The organism is Pseudoalteromonas sp. NZS127_1 (genome assembly GCF_015864295.1).
Taxonomy (GTDB): domain Bacteria; phylum Pseudomonadota; class Gammaproteobacteria; order Enterobacterales; family Alteromonadaceae; genus Pseudoalteromonas; species Pseudoalteromonas arctica.
Genome location: NZ_JADYXO010000005.1, coordinates 18494 through 37028, shown reverse-complemented (window position 1 = coordinate 37028; position 18535 = coordinate 18494). Strand labels below are relative to the sequence as shown.

Annotated in this window: 15 protein-coding genes; 13 read left to right on the top strand and 2 right to left on the bottom strand. The window is 37.0% G+C overall.

Going from position 1 to position 18535, the window contains the following annotated elements; genetic code table 11:
• The first annotated feature begins 244 nt into the window (after window positions 1-244).
• From I6F50_RS06585 to I6F50_RS06545, 9 genes are all read left to right on the top strand, one after another.
• Window positions 245-1141 (top strand): ATP-grasp fold amidoligase family protein, encoded by an 897-nt coding sequence (locus tag I6F50_RS06585; RefSeq protein WP_024593741.1) that lies wholly within the window; start codon window positions 245-247, stop codon window positions 1139-1141.
• Window positions 1142-1145: 4 nt separating this feature from the next.
• A complete protein-coding gene (locus tag I6F50_RS06580) occupies window positions 1146-2258 on the top strand; it encodes a glycosyltransferase (protein ID WP_029751298.1) in 1113 nt (370 codons plus the stop codon).
• The gene (locus tag I6F50_RS06575) at window positions 2248-3255 is read left to right on the top strand and encodes an EpsG family protein (protein WP_197175717.1); all 1008 of its coding nucleotides are present in this window, start codon (window positions 2248-2250) and stop codon (window positions 3253-3255) included. The genes I6F50_RS06580 and I6F50_RS06575 overlap by 11 nt, the downstream gene beginning before the upstream one ends.
• 22 nt (window positions 3256-3277) lie before the next feature.
• Complete coding sequence (locus tag I6F50_RS06570; protein ID WP_197175716.1) at window positions 3278-4399, top strand: glycosyltransferase; 1122 nt, start codon at window positions 3278-3280, stop codon at window positions 4397-4399.
• A gap of 5 nt (window positions 4400-4404) precedes the next feature.
• On the top strand, window positions 4405-5544 hold the full coding sequence (locus I6F50_RS06565; protein WP_024593737.1) for a glycosyltransferase family 4 protein: 1140 nt from the start codon (window positions 4405-4407) through the stop codon (window positions 5542-5544).
• Window positions 5541-6137 (top strand): sugar transferase, encoded by a 597-nt coding sequence (locus I6F50_RS06560; RefSeq protein WP_024593736.1) that lies wholly within the window; start codon window positions 5541-5543, stop codon window positions 6135-6137. Before I6F50_RS06565 ends, I6F50_RS06560 begins: the two co-directional genes overlap by 4 nt.
• Window positions 6130-6771, top strand: a complete 642-nt coding sequence (locus I6F50_RS06555; RefSeq protein WP_197175715.1) for an acetyltransferase — start codon at window positions 6130-6132, stop codon at window positions 6769-6771. The genes I6F50_RS06560 and I6F50_RS06555 overlap by 8 nt, the downstream gene beginning before the upstream one ends.
• Window positions 6772-6798: 27 nt before the next feature.
• Window positions 6799-7977, top strand: a complete 1179-nt coding sequence (locus I6F50_RS06550) for a DegT/DnrJ/EryC1/StrS aminotransferase family protein (RefSeq protein ID WP_197175714.1) — start codon at window positions 6799-6801, stop codon at window positions 7975-7977.
• 170 nt (window positions 7978-8147) lie between these two features.
• A complete protein-coding gene (locus I6F50_RS06545; protein WP_197175713.1) occupies window positions 8148-10082 on the top strand; it encodes a polysaccharide biosynthesis protein in 1935 nt (644 codons plus the stop codon).
• A gap of 785 nt (window positions 10083-10867) precedes the next feature.
• Here I6F50_RS06545 and I6F50_RS06540 read toward each other — a convergent pair.
• The gene (locus tag I6F50_RS06540) at window positions 10868-11320 is read right to left on the bottom strand and encodes a transposase (protein ID WP_197175712.1); all 453 of its coding nucleotides are present in this window, start codon (window positions 11318-11320) and stop codon (window positions 10868-10870) included.
• Window positions 11321-11601: 281 nt separating this feature from the next.
• Window positions 11602-12972 carry an MBL fold metallo-hydrolase RNA specificity domain-containing protein gene (locus I6F50_RS06535; RefSeq protein WP_197175710.1) on the bottom strand — a complete coding sequence of 457 codons (1371 nt, stop codon included), beginning with the start codon at window positions 12970-12972 and terminating at the stop codon, window positions 11602-11604.
• Window positions 12973-13473: 501 nt separating this feature from the next.
• Between I6F50_RS06535 and rfaH the strand changes: the two genes are divergently transcribed.
• From rfaH to I6F50_RS06515, 4 genes are all read left to right on the top strand, one after another.
• Window positions 13474-13956, top strand: coding sequence for a transcription/translation regulatory transformer protein RfaH (gene rfaH / locus I6F50_RS06530; protein ID WP_197175708.1), 483 nt, complete (start codon window positions 13474-13476; stop codon window positions 13954-13956).
• A 642-nt stretch (window positions 13957-14598) separates the two neighbouring features.
• Complete coding sequence (locus I6F50_RS06525; RefSeq protein WP_197175706.1) at window positions 14599-15714, top strand: polysaccharide export protein; 1116 nt, start codon at window positions 14599-14601, stop codon at window positions 15712-15714.
• A gap of 12 nt (window positions 15715-15726) precedes the next feature.
• Window positions 15727-16161, top strand: coding sequence for a low molecular weight protein-tyrosine-phosphatase (locus I6F50_RS06520; protein WP_007582278.1), 435 nt, complete (start codon window positions 15727-15729; stop codon window positions 16159-16161).
• Between the two features lie 15 nt (window positions 16162-16176).
• Window positions 16177-18429, top strand: a complete 2253-nt coding sequence (locus I6F50_RS06515; protein WP_197175704.1) for a polysaccharide biosynthesis tyrosine autokinase — start codon at window positions 16177-16179, stop codon at window positions 18427-18429.
• Window positions 18430-18535 lie beyond the last annotated feature (106 nt).

Genomic DNA, 18535 nt, shown 5'->3' with positions numbered 1-18535 from the left:
ATTAAATACGACATATTTAGAAGTGAAAAATTATACTTAAGTATGTAATAAGTTAGGTTGTTAGAAGTGAAAAAGAATTGATACTTTCTGTAGGTATTTATTTTAAAATGTTTAAGACATTTTTACGATTATAATTATTAGCTTATAAATATATAGCAGTTTTAATAAAGTATTGATACTCACTTTTTAAATTTACTCTATATGCAATGAAAAATGGTATAAAAATTAATTAAAGGTTTTTAGTATGAGTATAATTAGAAAAATCAGAAGTAATCTTTATAGTAATTCAAATTTATTACGTAGGTGTTGGTTTTACTTAAGTTTTTATAGAAGAAATGGGTATTTTTTAACAGCTTTAAACCCAACAACATTTAATGAGAAAGTTCATATCAGAAAGAGTAACCCTTCTAACCCGCTGTTTTCTATATGTTCAGATAAGCTTGCCGTTAAAACGTGGATTACTGAAAAAGGGCTAGCTGAAATTGTAATCGAAACTTACTATTCTGGTAAAATTATTACTTATGATACGTTAAAAAATATTATCCATGAAAATGGTGATGTATTACTCAAAGCAAATCATAACTCTGGACCCGTTTATTTATTAACAGAATCTTGTAGTGATGAAAAAATTAAATACGCTTGTGATGATGTAAATAAGCAGTTAAAAGTTGATTATGGAAAACTCAAGAATGAGCCATGGTATAGCGATATTCCTCCTTCAATATTAGTTGAAAAAAGGTTACTACCTCACCTTGGAGAGTCAAGTTTAAGAGACTACAAGTTTCATGTTTTTAAGCAGTCTAATGGTGATATGAAAACTATTTTACATATCGATTTTGACAGGGATGAAGCACATCATCGTTCTTTTTTTGATGAGAAACTAAACTGGATTCCTATAACGAGTATATACCCGTCAATTATTACCAAAATAGAAAGGCCAAAAAACTTTGATACTATGCTAGAGCTTGCTAAAAATTTAGCTAAAGATTTTAGCTATGCCCGTGTTGATTTTTATAATGTAGATGGAAAAATATATTTTGGTGAGCTTACTTTTGCTCATGAATCGGGCGATGCAGGCTTTAACTCATATGCTTACGATAAGTGGTTAGGTGATTTATGGCAGCAAGATCCAAGGATGTAATGCTTTGATAAAAAAATGCTTTGAAAAGAAAATAACGCTTTTTATCAGTTCACTCGCAGGCGGTGGTGCTGAGGGGGTGTGTGTTACTGTCGCAAGTGGTTTAGCTGAAGCAGGTTGGGATGTAACGCTTGTAATACTTACATTGAAAGATGCTGCTTATCGCACTCGATTAAGTAAAAAAGTAAATTTAGTTGTATTAGATTTACCAAATGCCCGTAGTTCTATTTTGCCTATATATAATTATTTAAAAACACATAAACCAACTAAAGTAGTTGTTTTTAATTATGAACTTAGCCTTATATTGTTACTTATTAAGCTTTTCATGAGAGTTAATGTAAAAATTATAAGTAGGAATATAAACTCACTTTCTGAAAATTCAAAAAGTGTTAAAAGGAGTTTTCGTACTTCTGTATTTTCTTTCTTACTCATGAAAATTTACAAAAGATCTGACCATATTGTTAATCAGTGTGAAGGCATGAGAACTGATTTATTATCAGTGTTCCCAAAATTAAAAAATAAAACAAGTGTTATATATAACCCTGTAAATACAACAGTCGAAAATGAAGCTGTTAATATAAAACCAAGCGAAGTGTTTAAAGGCGATTATATTTTATGTGTGGGCAGACTCGAAGATCAAAAAGCATTTCATTTTGCAATTCAGGCTTTTTCTGTCTTATCAAAAAATCATCCTAGTTTAAGGCTTAAAATAGTTGGTCAAGGAAGTTTGGAGCAGAAGTTAAAGCAACTTGTATCAGACTTTAATTTGAGTGAAAAAGTCGATTTTGAAGGCTTTCAGCAAAGCGTAATACCTTATTACTTGCATGCTAAGTTAACATTACTAACCTCTTTGTACGAAGGTTTCCCCAATACTTTAGTTGAATCTATTTCCCTAGGCACACCTGTCGTTGCATTTAATTGTAAAAGTGGTCCAAGCGAAATAATAGAACAAGGTAAGAACGGCTACCTGGTTGAGTATCAAAATATAAATAGCCTACAGGATTATTTAGACAAAGCTCTTAAGTCTCCTTTTAATGGCGATGATGTTTTAAAGTCATCAGAGATATATAAAATTAAAAATATAATCCAAAGTTGGGAAGCTTTGTTAAATGAGTACTAATATCAAAAAATACAATTTTTATGATCGCTCTTTTAGGATTAACCCTAAATCACATAAGCTACTAAGTTTTTTTATAGCATTATTTTTTTGTATATTTTTAACTGCATTACCTATAGATGGGTTGGTTGATAGAGAAAACTATTTATTATACCCAGAAAGCTCACCAATCTTATTAGTAAAAAACTTTTCATCTGGGGTGTTGCCGCTATTGGTTAACGAGCCTTTGTGGTTGGTTATTAACTCATTACTTTCGTTTTTTATTTCTCCTGAAAATATCGTGAGAATAATAATTGCTTTTTCTACATTCTCTACGTTTTACTTGGTATTAAAAAATACCAATAAAAAGTATTTTTATATGGTAATGCTATTTTTATTACTACCTTTGGTGCTAAAAAACAATTTAATTCATTTACGACAAGGTTTTGGGGTAGCAATCTTTTTAATTGGGTGGTTTAGCGCTTCAAATAAAGTAAAGTATTTTTTTTATATCTGTGCTGCACTCATACATTCATCATTCATTATAATTTTGCTAGGTATTTTGGGTGTTAATTTCTTAATGCACTTAAAACTTTCACACGGTATCAGAAGTATATTGTACGTATTTGTTGGAGTTGTTGTTGGAGCTATGGGACTTTACTTAGCGCAGTTTATTGGCGCAAGGCAGGGTGAAGAATATAGTAATGGGGCTTCGCAAAGCGCAAGTGGCCTAGGCTTTATTTATTGGAGCTTTGTTTTCATGTTATTTGTTATGCAAGGCAAAGTCTTTTTAAGATATAACACGCAAATTATATTCTTTCTAATTCTGTACCTTTCAACTTATTTTTTATTACCTGTTACAGCAAGGATATTTGAAAGTGTTGTATTGCTAGTGTTGTTAGCTTCACTTCGTTTTAAAGTAAAATATAAACGTATTTTTCAATTAGTTTTCTGTTTATATTTTTTCCTAGTTTGGAGTTTACACTTTAGGCTTGAAGGTTTCGGTTGGTTTGTTAGCTAATTATCGTTTAAAGGTATTTTAATTGAAAGTATTACACATTATTACAGGGTTAGCTGACGGTGGTGCTGAAGCTGTTTTATATCGCTTATGCACAACCGATTCAAAAAATAGCCATACAGTTATTTCATTAATGGGCTTGTCTAAATATGGTCCGTTATTGCAGCAACAAGGTGTTACTGCGTATTCATTGGATATGCCATTAGGACGCTTTACATTCAGGGGCCTATTAAAGCTATATAAACTGATTAAAAGCATTAAGCCTGATGCAGTACAAACATGGATGTATCATGCAGACCTTCTTGGTGGCCTAGTGGCTCGTTGTGCGGGTATAAAAAATATAACATGGGGATTGCATCAGTCTAATTTAACACCAGGTGCTGCTAAAAAGTCCACCATACTGGTTGCGAAATTATGTGGCTATTTAAGTTACATCATTCCTAAAAAAATTATTTGTTGTGCTGATAAAGCTGCAGAAGCTAATAAAGGGATTGGCTATTGTGAAGCAAAACTTAACGTGGTTTACAATGGTTATGACCTTAACGATTTTAAAGCCGATAATAATGCTAAAGAACAAATTAAAAAAGAGTTTAGTATTTCAAATAACACTGTTTTTATAGGCATGGTAAGTCGTTTCCATCCGTTTAAAGATCACGAAAATTTAATAAAAGCTTTAGGTTTAGTAAAGCAGCAGAAAATTAATTTTTCATGTTTATTAGTTGGTCTAGATATGTGTGACAGTAACCAGCAACTAATGGGATGGTTACAACAAAATAACGTACTCGATAATGTTATTTTAGCAGGAAAAAGAAGTGATATACCAAAAGTAATGAATGGGCTTGATATACACCTTCTGTCAAGTTCGAGTGAAGCGTTCCCGAATGTATTAAATGAGGCTATGGCGTGTGGTACTCCATGCGTTACCACAGATGTAGGTGATGCTGCACATATTGTTGGTGATACTGGATGGGTGGCTAAACCGCAAAATTCTCAAGATTTAGCAAGTAAAATAGTTGAAGCTATAAATATGAAAGCCCATTCAAAAGATGCATGGGAAGCAAGGCAGCTTAAAGCGCGAGAGCGAATAGAAAATAACTTCAAGATAGAAACCATGGTAAGTAAATATAATGAGATCTGGAACTCTTAAGCCTTATGAACAAAAAGACATTATTTATAGTCACGACTGTACCTGAAACTCTAGACACTATTTTAAAAAATCAGCCTAAATTTTTAAATAATACATTTGATGTATCTATTGTAAGCTCTCCTGCACCGGCTTTAGAGCGAGTAGCTAAAAATGAAGGTGTTTCAGTATATCCAGTGCTAATGAGCCGAGGTATAAATGTATTTAGAGATATTATTTCACTATTTTTTATGATCAAATTATTTCTAATTCACAAACCAGATATAGTACATTCGTATACCCCAAAAGCTGGATTGATCGCCATGCTAGCTGCAAGACTATGTTTTGTACCAATTAAAATACATACGTTTACGGGTCTTATTTTCCCTACTCAAACGGGTTTTAAAAAAAGCTTATTAATTTTTATAGATAGGCTTATTTGTAAATCAGCTACTCATATAGTACCAGAGGGAGAAGGTGTTAAACGCGATCTATTAAGTTATAAAATTACATCCAAACAGCTAAACTTAATTGGTAATGGCAACATAGCAGGCATTGATGTTGGGTATTTTAACAAAAATAACGATGGTATTAGTACTAACCTAAAAAGTGAATTATCTATTCCCACTGAGCATTTTATTTTTACATTTGTAGGGCGCTTAAATATAGATAAAGGAATAAAAGAGCTAGTTAATGCTTTTATATTGCAAACAGAAAAAAATCACTTACTACTGGTTGGTGATATTGATCATACAGCACCTATACAGCCTGATATTATGACTATAATTGAAAACCATCCTAGAATTCATATGTTAGGGTTTCATCCAGATATACGCCCAGCATTAATAGCCAGCGATGTAGTGGTTCTTTCGAGTTATCGAGAAGGGTTTCCTAATGTTGTTTTACAAGCCGGTGCTATGTCATTACCTGTTATAGCAACAGATATTAATGGTTGTAATGAGATAATAACTCCTAATTTTAATGGGTGGTTAGTGAAACCTAAAAATGAAGATAGTTTAGCTAAAGCAATGCAAAATGCTACTAATGCCACTGCATCTTCACTTAGTTTGATGTCTTGTAATGCAAGAACAAGAATTGTAGAAAGATTCGAAAGAAATACTTATCTAAAAAAGCTAGAAAACTTTTATTTACAGTTGGTTAAACCATGAAACGTTTATTTGATTTTATAGTGGCACTGAGTGCCTTTGCTATGTTGTTACCCATTATTGTTATTGTAGCGATATTAATCCGTACTAAATTAGGTTCACCTATTTTATTTACGCAAAACCGCCCTGGTTTACACGGTAAAGTATTTAAAATGATGAAGTTTAGAAGCATGCTCGATGCCAAAGATAAGCACGGTAACTTGCTTCCAGATAACGAAAGAATGACTAAGTTTGGCGCTTTTTTACGCTCAACTAGTTTAGACGAGCTACCAGGTTTGTTTAATGTTCTTAAAGGCGATATGAGCTTAGTTGGGCCTCGGCCACTATTAGTACAATATTTACCGCTGTATAACTCAGAACAAGCTAAACGCCACAATGTAAGACCAGGTATAACAGGTTGGGCACAAGTTAACGGGCGTAATGCAATTGGCTGGGATGAAAAGTTTAAGCTTGATGTATGGTATGTAGAAAATCAAAGCTTCCTCCTCGATATGAAAATATTACTGTTAACGGTAAAAAAAGTTTTTATAAGAGAGGGCATCAGTGCTGATGGGCACGTAACTATTGAGCCTTTTAAAGGCTCTAACAATGACTAAGCCAGCTGTAAAAACGTTGGCTATTTTAGGGGCTAGTGGCCACGGTAAAGTAATAGCTGATATTGCAGAGCAACTAGGTTTTAGTGTTAGCTTTTATGACGATGCCTATCCTAATAAAAAAAACATAGAGCATTGGCCTGTTATAGGTACATTTTCAGATTTACTTAATATACCTAGCACCAACATAAATGTTGCTGTTGCTATAGGTCACAATAATACTCGAGAAGTAAAAATAAAAACGTTAGCCAAAAATGGCTATACACTTCCAGCCTTAATACATCCAACGGCGGTTATAAGTAAATATGCTCAAATAGATTTAGGGTCTGTCATAGCTGCTAATGCTGTTATTAACGCTTTTGCAGTAATAGGCCGTGGATGTATAATTAATACTTCAGCTATAATTGAGCATGATTGCAAAATAGATGACTTTACGCATATTTGTCCAGGTACAGCATTAGCTGGCGGAGTTTGCGTCGGACGAAGTAGCTGGGTAGGTATTGGAAGTAAAGTAAAACAACTTATTAATATTGGCGACAATACATTAATTGGTGCAGGTAGTTTAGTTGTCAAAGATATACCATCTGGTGTAATTGCTTATGGCTCTCCTTGCACTAAAGTTTCAGATAATAGTTAAGCCTTTTTTAAATTTTATAGGAATTGCATGTTAAATACCCCATTTTCCCCATGGCCTAGCTTTACACAAGAAGAAGCCGATGCAGTTAGCCGCGTTATTTTATCCAACAAAGTAAATTATTGGACCGGCACTGAAGGCCGTGAATTTGAAAAAGAATTTGCAAGCTGGGCTGATAGTGAATATGCCATAGCGCTAGGTAATGGCACATTAGCACTTGATCTTGCTTTAAAAGCATTAAATATAGGCGCTGGTGATGAAGTAATAACTACTCCGCGTACTTTTTTAGCATCTGCTTCAAGTATTGTTACATCTGGTGCGGCCCCTGTATTTGCGGATGTTGATCTAAATAGCCAAGCTATAACCGCCGAATCTATAAAAGCAGTATTAACGCCAAAAACTAAAGCAGTTATTGTTGTTCATTTAGCGGGTATGCCAGCTGAAATGGATGAAATAATGGCGCTCAGTAAAGAACATGGATTTTATGTAATTGAAGACTGTGCACAAGCCCATGGTGCTAAATATAAAGGTCGTTCTGTTGGAAGTATTGGTCACATAGGTGCATGGAGTTTTTGCCAAGATAAAGTAATGACTACTGGTGGCGAAGGCGGAATGGTAACAACTAACTCAAAAGAGCTATGGTCAGCCATGTGGAGCTATAAAGATCATGGTAAAAGCTTTGATGCTATTTATAATAGAGAGCACCCACCAGGTTTTAGGTGGCTGCATGAAAGTTTTGGCACAAATTGGCGTATGACCGAAATGCAAGCTGCTATAGGGCGTATTCAGCTAAAGCGTATGGCTAAATGGACCGCAAAACGTCAAGCTTATGGTGCATTGCTCGATAATGCCGCAGATAGCTTTGATTGCGTAAGATTAGTTAACGTACCAAAACACATCGAACATGCTCAATATAAACATTACATGTTTATAAACCCCGAATATTTGGCTAATGATTGGAATCGAGATCGTATAGTAAACGAAATTGTGGAACGTGGTGTACCGTGTTTTCAAGGCAGTTGTTCAGAGGTTTATCTTGAAAAAGCATTTGATGATACCCCATGGAGACCTAAAAAACGCTTACCTAATGCCGTACAGTTAGGAGAAACGTCAATTATGTTTTTAGTGCATCCAACTTTGACTGAAAGCGAAATAGGTAAAACAGCTCAAATAATCAACGAAGTGCTTGTTTTAGCTTCTTTAAAATAAAAACATATACCTAACGATAACGTTTACTTACAAAAAACAACCAAATACATAAAGACTATATAAATATTTACATATAGTCTTTAACTATTAAGTTCAATAGTTGTTCATCTTGTAGTAAAATTGTAATCAATAGAATAGTAGTATCACTGCTAGCTTCAGGGAAATGTATTGTGCCTTTAAAATTTTTAGTTAATTTGCCTCGTCCTCAAAAAAGAATTATTTCTCTCCTCATCGATAGCGTATTTATAATAGTGGCTTTTTGGCTTGCTTTTTTACTAAGACTAGACAGCACAGCCGTTTTAAAAAACACACATACTTGGATTTTATTATCAGCCGTATTGCCGCTAAGTTTATTTAGCTTTGTAAAACTTGGGCTTTATAGAGCTGTATTGCGCTATATGAATACCCAAGCGATGTGGGCAATTATTGCCGGTGTTTTACTTTCAACTGTTTATTTAACTATTTTATCCTTCTTTCTAAGTGCGCCAGTACCAAGAACAGTACCGTTTATTTATGCCAGCTTTTGTATTTTATTTGTTGGTGGTGCAAGGCTAGCGGTACGAGCTGTAGTTGGTCAAATAACTATGCGCCGTAAAGAAGGTGTAATTATATATGGGGCTGGTTCTGCTGGTCGTCAATTAGCCACCGCCTTAGCAAACGGGCCAGAATATTCACCAGTCGCTTTTATAGACGACGACCCTAAAAAGCATTTATCGTTAATCCAAGGTATTTGTGTACATGCACCGTCGCAAATTGCTGAAATTGCAAAGCAAAAATGTGCAAATAAAATATTGTTGGCACTACCAAGTACATCTCGAAGTCGTCGAAAAGAAGTCCTTAACGCAATAGAAAAGTTTAAACTACAAGTTATGACAGTTCCTGGCATGGCCGATATTGTTGCAGGGACAACGAATCTTGATGAAATCAAAGATGTTGAAATAGAAGATCTGTTGGGCCGCGATTCAGTCCAACCACGACAAGATTTAATGTCGGCAAATATAGCCAATAAAGCGGTAATGGTAACCGGTGCTGGCGGCTCTATAGGTTCTGAGCTTTGTAGGCAAATAATTAAGAACAGCCCGACTAAAATAGTGTTATTTGAGCTGTCTGAGTTTGCTTTATATGCTATAGAAAAAGAGTTGTCGGAGTACTGTGATACCAATAATTTAAATATAGAAGTACTACCAATATTAGGTTCAATTCAAAATAAAAAACTTGTTGAATCTACATTTTCTACCTTCAATATTCAAACTGTCTATCATGCTGCCGCATATAAACATGTACCTTTAGTTGAGCATAATGTAGTTGAAGGCGTGCGTAACAATGTTTATGGCACCTACAATGTAGCAACCGCTGCAATTTATACAAATGTAGAAACGTTTGTATTGGTTTCCACTGACAAAGCAGTACGCCCAACAAATATAATGGGCACAACTAAGCGCATGGCTGAATTAGTACTGCAAGGGCTATCTGAAATCCAAGACACAACACGCTTTACTATGGTTCGATTTGGTAATGTTTTAGGATCGTCAGGTTCTGTAGTGCCGTTGTTTAGAAAGCAAATTAAAGCAGGCGGCCCAATAACACTTACTCATCAAGATATAACCCGTTACTTTATGACAATACCAGAAGCTGCCCAGTTGGTTATTCAAGCGGGTGCAATGGGAGTGGGTAGTGACGTGTTTGTACTTGATATGGGAGAGCCTGTTAAAATCAAAGATTTAGCTGTCAAAATGGTTCATTTATCAGGGCTTGAAGTTAAACATGCAAAACGCCCAAATGGCGATATAGAAATTAAGTGCACAGGATTACGCCCAGGTGAAAAACTCTTTGAAGAGCTACTCATCGGAGATAACGTTATTGGAACAGACCACCCAAGAATCCTAAGTGCACAAGAAGTTAAAATGCCTTGGTCTGAGCTCGATCCATTTTTAGATAAACTTAAAATTGCATGTGACGAGTCTGATCATCAAGAAATACGTAGGTTATTTTTAACCGCACCTACCGCTTTTTCACCCACTGATGGCATTTGTGATTTGAATTGGAAGCAAAAATTTAATAAGCAAACGAATGTTACAGTTTTACCAAACGTAAGTGGCTCCTAAAGCTAATAGATTACAATAGTTTGATGTTTGTAGGAAATGACAAACCTACGTGGGTTTTTACCCTCGGTGTATGTGACCATGTAGGCACCTTGCTTGCTGGCGCACTAAAAGCGCAGCTTTTACGTATGTATTAAATTGCGAGAGCAAGCTTCACGCCTACGTGGATTTTTACCCTCGATGTATGTAACCATGTAGGCGCCTTGCTTACTGGCGCACTAAAAGCGCAGCTTTTACGTATTTATCAAATAGCGTGAGCAAGCTTCACGCCTACGTGGATTATTATCCTCGATGTATGTAACCATGTAGGCGCCTTGCTTGCTGGCGCACTAAAAGCGCAGCTTTTACGCATTTATTAATTTGCGTGAGCAAGCTTCACGCCTTCGTGAATTTTTATCCTCGGTGTATGTGACCATGTAGGCGCCTTGCTTGCTGGCGCACTAAAAGCGCAGCTTTTACGCATTTATTAAATTGCGTGAGCAAGCTTCACGCCTACGTGGATTTTTATCCTTGGTGTATGGTGACCATGTAGGCGGCTTGCTTGCTGGCGCACTAAAAGCGCAGCTTTTACGTATGTATTAAATTGCGTGAGCAAGCTTCACGCCTACGTGGATTTTTACCCTCGGTGTATGTGATCATGTAGGCGCCTTGCTTGCTGGCGCACTAAAAGTACCGTTTTACGTATTTATTAAATTGCGTGAGCAAGCTTCACGCCTACGTGGGTTTTTACCCTCGATGTATGTGGTCATGTAGGCGCCTTGCTTGCTGGCGCTTTAAAGCCACCGCTTTTATAAGTAAACACAATCCCAATATGGGTATTTCCTTATGTTATCCACTAAGCCCGCACGTAAAGGGTTTGCCACTATATACCTCGCTTGACCTATTAAATCTTCATCATTTCTTATTTTGTGGTCATAGTAATTTGATTGCCATATCTTTCCGTGTGTACCACTATGTTTATTAAGTCTATAAGTTGTAATGTTTTTAAAATTCCTAACTAGGTTTGAAAGGTCAAGGCTACTATTTAACTGTAAAATCCAATGTATATGATCAGGCATGATTACGTAGCAGATAGTATTAAGTGAATTGTTTCTTGAAAATTTAATGAGTTCACTCGCAATTAACCGAGCACATAAAAAGTTAGCAAATAATGGCTTACGAAAATCACAACAAATTGTAATAGAGTAATAAGCGTTTACCGAAGTACAGCGTCCTTTTAAACGTTCATGTGTGTTAGCCATATAATTAATGTCCATTTGAATAAATTAATTTGCGATAACAAGCTTCACGCCTACGTGTATTTTTATCCTTTGTGTATGTGCCCATGTAGGCGCCTTGCTTGCTGGCGCACTAAAAGCGCTAAAAGCACAGCTTTTACGTATTCATCAAATTGCGATAACAAGCTTCACGCCTACGTGTATTTTTATCCTTTGTGTATGTGCCCATGTAGGCGTCTTGCTTGCTGGCGCACTAAAAGCGCAGCTTTTACGCATTTATTAAATTGCGTGAGCAAGCTTCACGCCTACGATCTACCTATCTCAACTTCAACATCATTACCTAACACCTCTTTGTACTTTGCGGCTAACGCGTTTTTTGCATCATCATCGCCATGCACTATTTTTATCAGGCTTGGCTTTTTATGCATACCCGTAACAAACTTAATTAATCCGTTTTGATCGGCATGGGCGCTGTACCCGCTAATTGTATGTACTTTTGCGTTTATAGTAATACGAGCATCATTTATAAAAACATACCCATTACGTGGGCCATATTTTTGGATCTCGCGGCCTAAAGTTTTATTACCTTGGTAACCTACAAATAATACATCGGTGGTTTTATCATTTAAAAATCGCTCAAGATAATTAACTATTCGGCCACCAGTGCACATACCGCTTGCTGCTAATATTATGGCTGGTGTTTGCCGCGAACTTAAATAATTAATAATAGCCATGTGCTCTTTGTGTGAATCAACTGTAGTTAGGTTTTTAAAATCGAGCGGGTGTCTACCATTTGCAACTTTACGTTTGGCTTCGCTATCCCATAAGTGCTTAAACTTTTTGTATTGCTCAGTAAAATTGGCTGCCATAGGGGAGTCGAGTATTACGTGAATGTCTCGCCACTTAGACTTTTTAGATGAGCTATGTATGAGTTGCTCAAGCTCATATAGCAGTTCTTGTGTGCGGCCAATACTAAAAGCAGGTACTAAAACAACGCCATTGTCGGCTACGGCGCGTTCAATAATGTTTTTTAACGTTTGTGTACGCTCCTTTCGGCCTTGATGATTTTTACCACCGTAGGTTGATTCAATAACTAGGGTGTCGGCTTTATAAGGCGCTTTAGGTGAAGGGAGTAGCGGGGTGTATGGCGCGCCTAAATCTCCCGAAAATACAACACGATGTTTGTTATCGTTATTTGTAATATCTATTTCTACGTAAGCAGAACCCAATATATGCCCAGCACGCTGAAATCTCGCTTTAGCTTTATTGAGCCCTTTGCAAAGTAGTTCAAACCACGTTTTATAATCAACAGCAACTATGCGTTTATTTAATAAGCTTAAGCAGGCAGCTATAATTTTAGGGTCGCGGATTACACCTACTTTTAAAGCATCTTCAATTACCAAAGGTAATAAGCTGGCCGATGCAATACTTGTAAAAATAGGGCCTTTAAAACCAGCTGCTAATAAGTAAGGAATTCGGCCAACATGGTCAATATGGCAATGAGTAACAATAAGGGCTGTAACGTGGGTAATACTAAACTCAATTGAAAGGTCGGCTTTAGAGTCTTCTCCTTGAAATAATCCGCAATCAATAAGCACACTTGTTTGTTCATTAACTACCAGCTCGTGACACGAACCAGTAACGCCGTTAACCGCTCCGTGGTGAAGTATTTGCATTGTGCTTCCTTGTCATCAATTTGTTACATTGAATTTTAAGGTAGAAGTAAAGCCATAATTATTCAAGGTTCTAACGCTTGAGCTAAATTAATAACCTCACCTTCAGCATATTATCTGTAGGTGCAAATTTACTTTGCGCTCAGCCAACCTAACGTTACCAAAAGCGAGGTATAAAACCTCACCTACAAATATGTACCAACTTGTAGGTGCGAATTTACTTCGCGCTCTTACTTATATATTTATTTAAAAAATATTAATTAAAGTTTTTAATAAATTTTCGCGGCTAAACTTTTGTTTAGCCCAATCTAAACATGGCTTTATAGGTACTAAACTAGCGTTAAAGCCTTTACTCCCTTTAAACTCAATAACAATATTTATTAAAGTGAGTGGCTATTAACCACTAAGGCGTATTTACATAGGCACTCTATGTTGGCTATAATGTCGCCGCTGTTTAGTTTGGAATTGTATTTTTTGCAATTTAGTTATGTATTAAGGGCTACTATGGAATGTTGGTATTTAGTCGTATGCAAACAAAAGCAAGAAGAACGAGCCAAAACTAACTTGCAAAATCAAGGGATTGAAGCGTTTTACCCCAAATTAACTACCGAAAGGTTGGTTAAAGGTCGTCGGACCGTCAAACACACTGCTTTATTCCCTAATTATTTATTTGTATGCCTTGAATCAAAAAATGGTAATTTTTCCGCTGTAAAAAACACCCGTGGAATAGGCGGTTTTGTTTCTTATGGATCAAATTATCAGTTGGTTTCTAAGCACATAATTGACCAGCTAAAAAATGAACGTTCACATACTATAGAATCAAAAATACCAGAAACAGGTGATGTAGTAAGTGTGAATAACGATTCATTCAGTAATATACAAGCAATATACAAAGAGCCCGATGGCGACTTGCGCAGTATTTTACTAATTAACTTACTTAATCAAAAAATTGAAGTAAGTGTAGATAATAAAGATATTAAACAATAATAACTAAAAACGTAGCAGCGGCTTTATGCCGCGTAAAATAGCTTTATATCAGTAAGTAGGAACTGTGACCTAAGGGCGGAAGCGTGCCCAAAGCACTTAAACCTACGTGCTAAGTTCACTTGTAGACGCACAGCTTGCTGGCGTGACGAGCAAAGCTCGTAATAGAGTTTATTCACAAAGAGGTTAAGAGGGCGCTGCGCTTTAGAGAAGTAAACAGCCATAAAGTACTTGTTTAAATGGCTTCTCATTTACTCCTCATTCGCTTCTCTTTGTGCAATAAAGCTTTAAGTGGTTAATCTACGAAGAGATTAAGAGCACACTGAGCTTTAGAGAAGTAAACAGCCATAGAATACTTGTTTAAATGGCTTCTCATTTACTCCTCATTCGCTTCTCTTTGTGCAATTGGTGATGAATGCGTTAAGTGTTTTACTGAAAACGGCTATCAATTAAATTTATTCATAAAGACCTTATGAAAATACTGATATAATTTCAGTGCTAATTAAAAACTTAGTAACAAAGCTTTTACAAAGCAAAGACTATTGCTTCACAATAGTGCACATGCTTTAATTAGTCGGCTAAAATACAAGTGCTCACCAAGGTTGGTGAGTAAGTGCAATATTAAAATAATTTTGGGATTCTACAATGGCGTTAAGCTGTAAATCACTCGCATCAATACTCGCAATACTAAGCATGACCGGCTGTACAATAGTACCAGGCAGCCACTTTGAAGGTATAGACTCAGGCGAGCAAACACAAAACCTCGAACAAGATCTCGAAAAAGTAAACATTCAAATAATTGACTCGCTACTAATAAATAAACAAAATCAAGCGCGTATAGCAGCTAAACCAATTTCAAGCACCGATGGTTTAAACGTAAGTAACTACGAATACAAACTAGGTGTTGGCGACGTACTAACCATAGGTGTATGGGATCACCCAGAGCTAACAATACCAGCAGCAGTACAACGTACCGCAGAGTTTGACGGCTTTAGAGTACAACGAGACGGCACCATTACTTACGCTTACGCACCAAATATACCCGCAGCAGGTAAAACAATAAGCCAAGTACGCAATGAGCTTGTAAAACGCCTAAGCCGAGTAATAGAAGACCCTCAAGTAGATGTAAAAGTAGTTGGCTTTAGAAGCCAAAAAACCTACGTTACCGGTGAAGTAAACAAGCCTGGTGTATACCCAGTAACCGAAATTCCACTTACCTTAATTGATGCCTTAAACCAAGCTGGCGGCTTAACTGATGCTGCCGATTGGCGCACTGTTACATTTACCCGTGGCAACAAAACAGAAGTTATAAAACTTGATGACTTTTATGCCCATGGCGACATTTCGCAAAACCGTTTACTGCAACATGGCGACATAGTGCACGTAAACCGTAACGATGCACAAAAAATATTTGTATTAGGTGATGTTAAAAAAGCAGGTTCAGTAACGCTTAACCGTTATGGTTTAAACTTAGCCGAAGCGCTAAGCGACTCAGGCGGCTTAAACGAAAATACAGCCGATGCTAACGGTGTATTTGTACTGCGTAAAAGTGACCTAGAGCAAACCGGTATTATTGCAAACGTATACCAATTACATGCTAAAAATATAGCGGCAATGGTATTAGCTGAGCAGTTTGAGCTACAACCGCGCGATATTGTATATGTAACATCGGCACCACTTGCCCGTTGGAACCGTGTAATTAGCTTACTGTTACCGTCAATCGCTACTGTAGATAGTGTTGACGATATAACTGCAAACTAAGGGTTTTTAAAAATGTTTGATTCAGTTTTAGTAGTATGTGCAGGCAATATTTGCCGTAGCCCAACAGGTGAGTATGTTTTAAAGCAAAAGCTTGAAGGCAAAAATATTAAAGTATCGTCTGCTGGGTTAACAGCACTTGAAGGCAAACCAGCAGATGCAAAAGCAAAACAAATAGCGCTCGCACATGGTGTTAATATGGATGCTCACCAAGGCCAGCAGCTTACATCAAGCTTAGTTGCGCAAAACAGCGTAATACTCGTAATGGAAGAACGCCATTTAAACGACGTACATGCTCGCTACCCAGAGGCGCGCGGTAAAACGTTTTTACTCGGTAAATGGATTAATAACGCTGAAATACCAGACCCTTACCGCCAAAGCCAAGAGGCTTTTGAACACGTTTACACATTAATCGACAGCGCGTGTAGCGCTTGGCAAAAGTATTTATAAGGAATGGCTAATTTAATGAATACCCAGCCGAATAATAGCGCTAATAGCGCTAATAATAAAAGCACTAATAACACACAACCAACGCAAGAAATCGATTTAATGGCGCTAGTAGGCGCATTGCTCGATCGTAAATATTTTATAGTAGCCTTAACCGCACTGTTTATGTTTGTGGCTGTTATTTATGCCGTATTAAGTACCCCTGTTTACCAAGCAACAGCCATGATACAAGTTGAAGACGGCGGCGCATCAGTTCCTGGTTTTGACGATATGGCAGGCATGTTCGAAAGTACATCGGCTGCGGTAACCGAAATAGAGTTACTTAAATCGCGCAGCATAATAGGCGAGGCAGTAGACACTCTAAAGCTTGATGTTATAGCAGAGCCTAAACTATTCCCGTTTATAGGTAGCCGAGCCTACCGCACTTTTACCCCAATGGAAGGTGGCGACTTAGCTGAACCAAGTTTTGGCGCAAGCAGCTACGCATGGGGCGGTGAAAGCATAAATGTATTTAGATTTGATGTACCACGTTTCGCAATTAATCAAGGGTTTACCTTGATAGCACAAGCTAATAACAGCCTTGCACTTTTAAATGACGACGGCGAGCAAATATTATCGGGTAAAGTAGGTAAGGAGCTTACAAATGGTAAATTTAACTTAACCATTCGTACTTTAAATGCACGCCCTGGTACAGAGTTTACAATTACCCGTAAAGATCGCCTTAATACTATTTTAGACCTTCAAGCTGCAATTGGTGCAAGCGAAAAAGGCAAAGACTCTGGCATAATTAACTTGAATCTAGAAAGCATTAAACCAAGCTACGCCGAAAAAGTACTTGATAAAGTAGCAGCTATTTATGTACGCCGGAATGTTGAGCGCAACAGCGCTGAAGCACAAAAGTCGCTGGAGTTTTTAGAAGTACAATTACCAGAAATTAAAAAACAGCTTGAATACGCAGAGCAACGCTTTAACGACTACCAAATAAAACGCCAGTCAATAAACATAACGCTTGAAACACAAGGCGTGCTTGAACAGGTTGTAAAGCTTGAAACTAAATTACAAGAGCTTAACCTAAAACGATTAGACCTTGGTCGTAAGTTTAAAAAAAATCACCCAACATACCAAGGTATACTTGAGCAAATAGAAGCGGTTGAAAGCCAAAAACAAGAGCTTGTTGGTGAGGTAGGTAATCTGCCTGAAACTCAACAAGCATTATTACGTTTAAAACGTGATGTTGAGGTAAGCAATCAAATTTACACATTGTTACTAAGCAAAACACAGGAACTTGATATAGTTCGCGCAGGCACCGTAGGTAATGTACGCATTATTGACTACGCTGAGGTAAATACCAGTAAACCAGTTAAACCTAAAAAAGCATTAATAGTGGTAATGGCAACATTGCTAGGTGGGATATTAGCCCTGATTGTAGTCTTAGCCCAAAAAGTAATGCACAGAGGGGTTGAAGACCCAAGCGAAATTGAAGCGCTAGGCTTACCTGTATACGCAAGTGTACCGCACTCAGATTATCAAGATAAACTAAGTGGCTTTGCAGAACGAGCACGTAAAAATAAAACGAATAAACCTAAAAGCATATTAGCGCTCGATAATCCTGCTGACCTAGCAATTGAGGCACTACGTAGTTTACGTACCAGTTTGCACTTTGCGATGATGGAAGCTAAAAATAACATTATTGCTATCTCGGGCCCAAGCCCAAGCGTAGGTAAGTCGTTTATATCGGTTAACTTAGCAAGCGTGCTTGCGCAAAGTGGTAAAAAAGTACTTATTATTGACGCCGATATGCGTAAAGGCTACTTACAAACACAGTTTGGCTTAAAGTGGGACGATGGATTAAGTGATTACCTATCAGGCCGTTTAAACCTAGAGCAAGTTACTAAACCAACCAAAGTTGAAGGCTTAAGTGTTATTACGCGTGGACAAATACCGCCAAACCCTTCTGAGCTATTAATGCATAGCAACTTTAGCAAATTAGTTGAAGAAGTAAGCGCCGCTTACGACATTATAATTATCGACACTCCTCCTATATTGGCAGTAACCGACCCCGCTATAGTCAGCACGCATTCGGGCACTACTTTACTTGTAGCACGTTTTGGGCAAAATCACTTACGTGAAATAGAGCTAACACGTAATCGTTTTGAACAGAATGGTATTGACGTAAAAGGTGTGGTATTTAACGGTGTTGTTAAAAAAGCAAGCAATGCCTACGGGTACTATGGGTATTATAATTACGAGTATAAATCTGACGGGAAATAAAGTTACTTAAATATTGGCACTATAAGGGTATCTAATCTTAGTCATTATTGAATGAAATTATAAATATAGATAAATTTAGTGGTATAACTAATACATAGAAAAATGT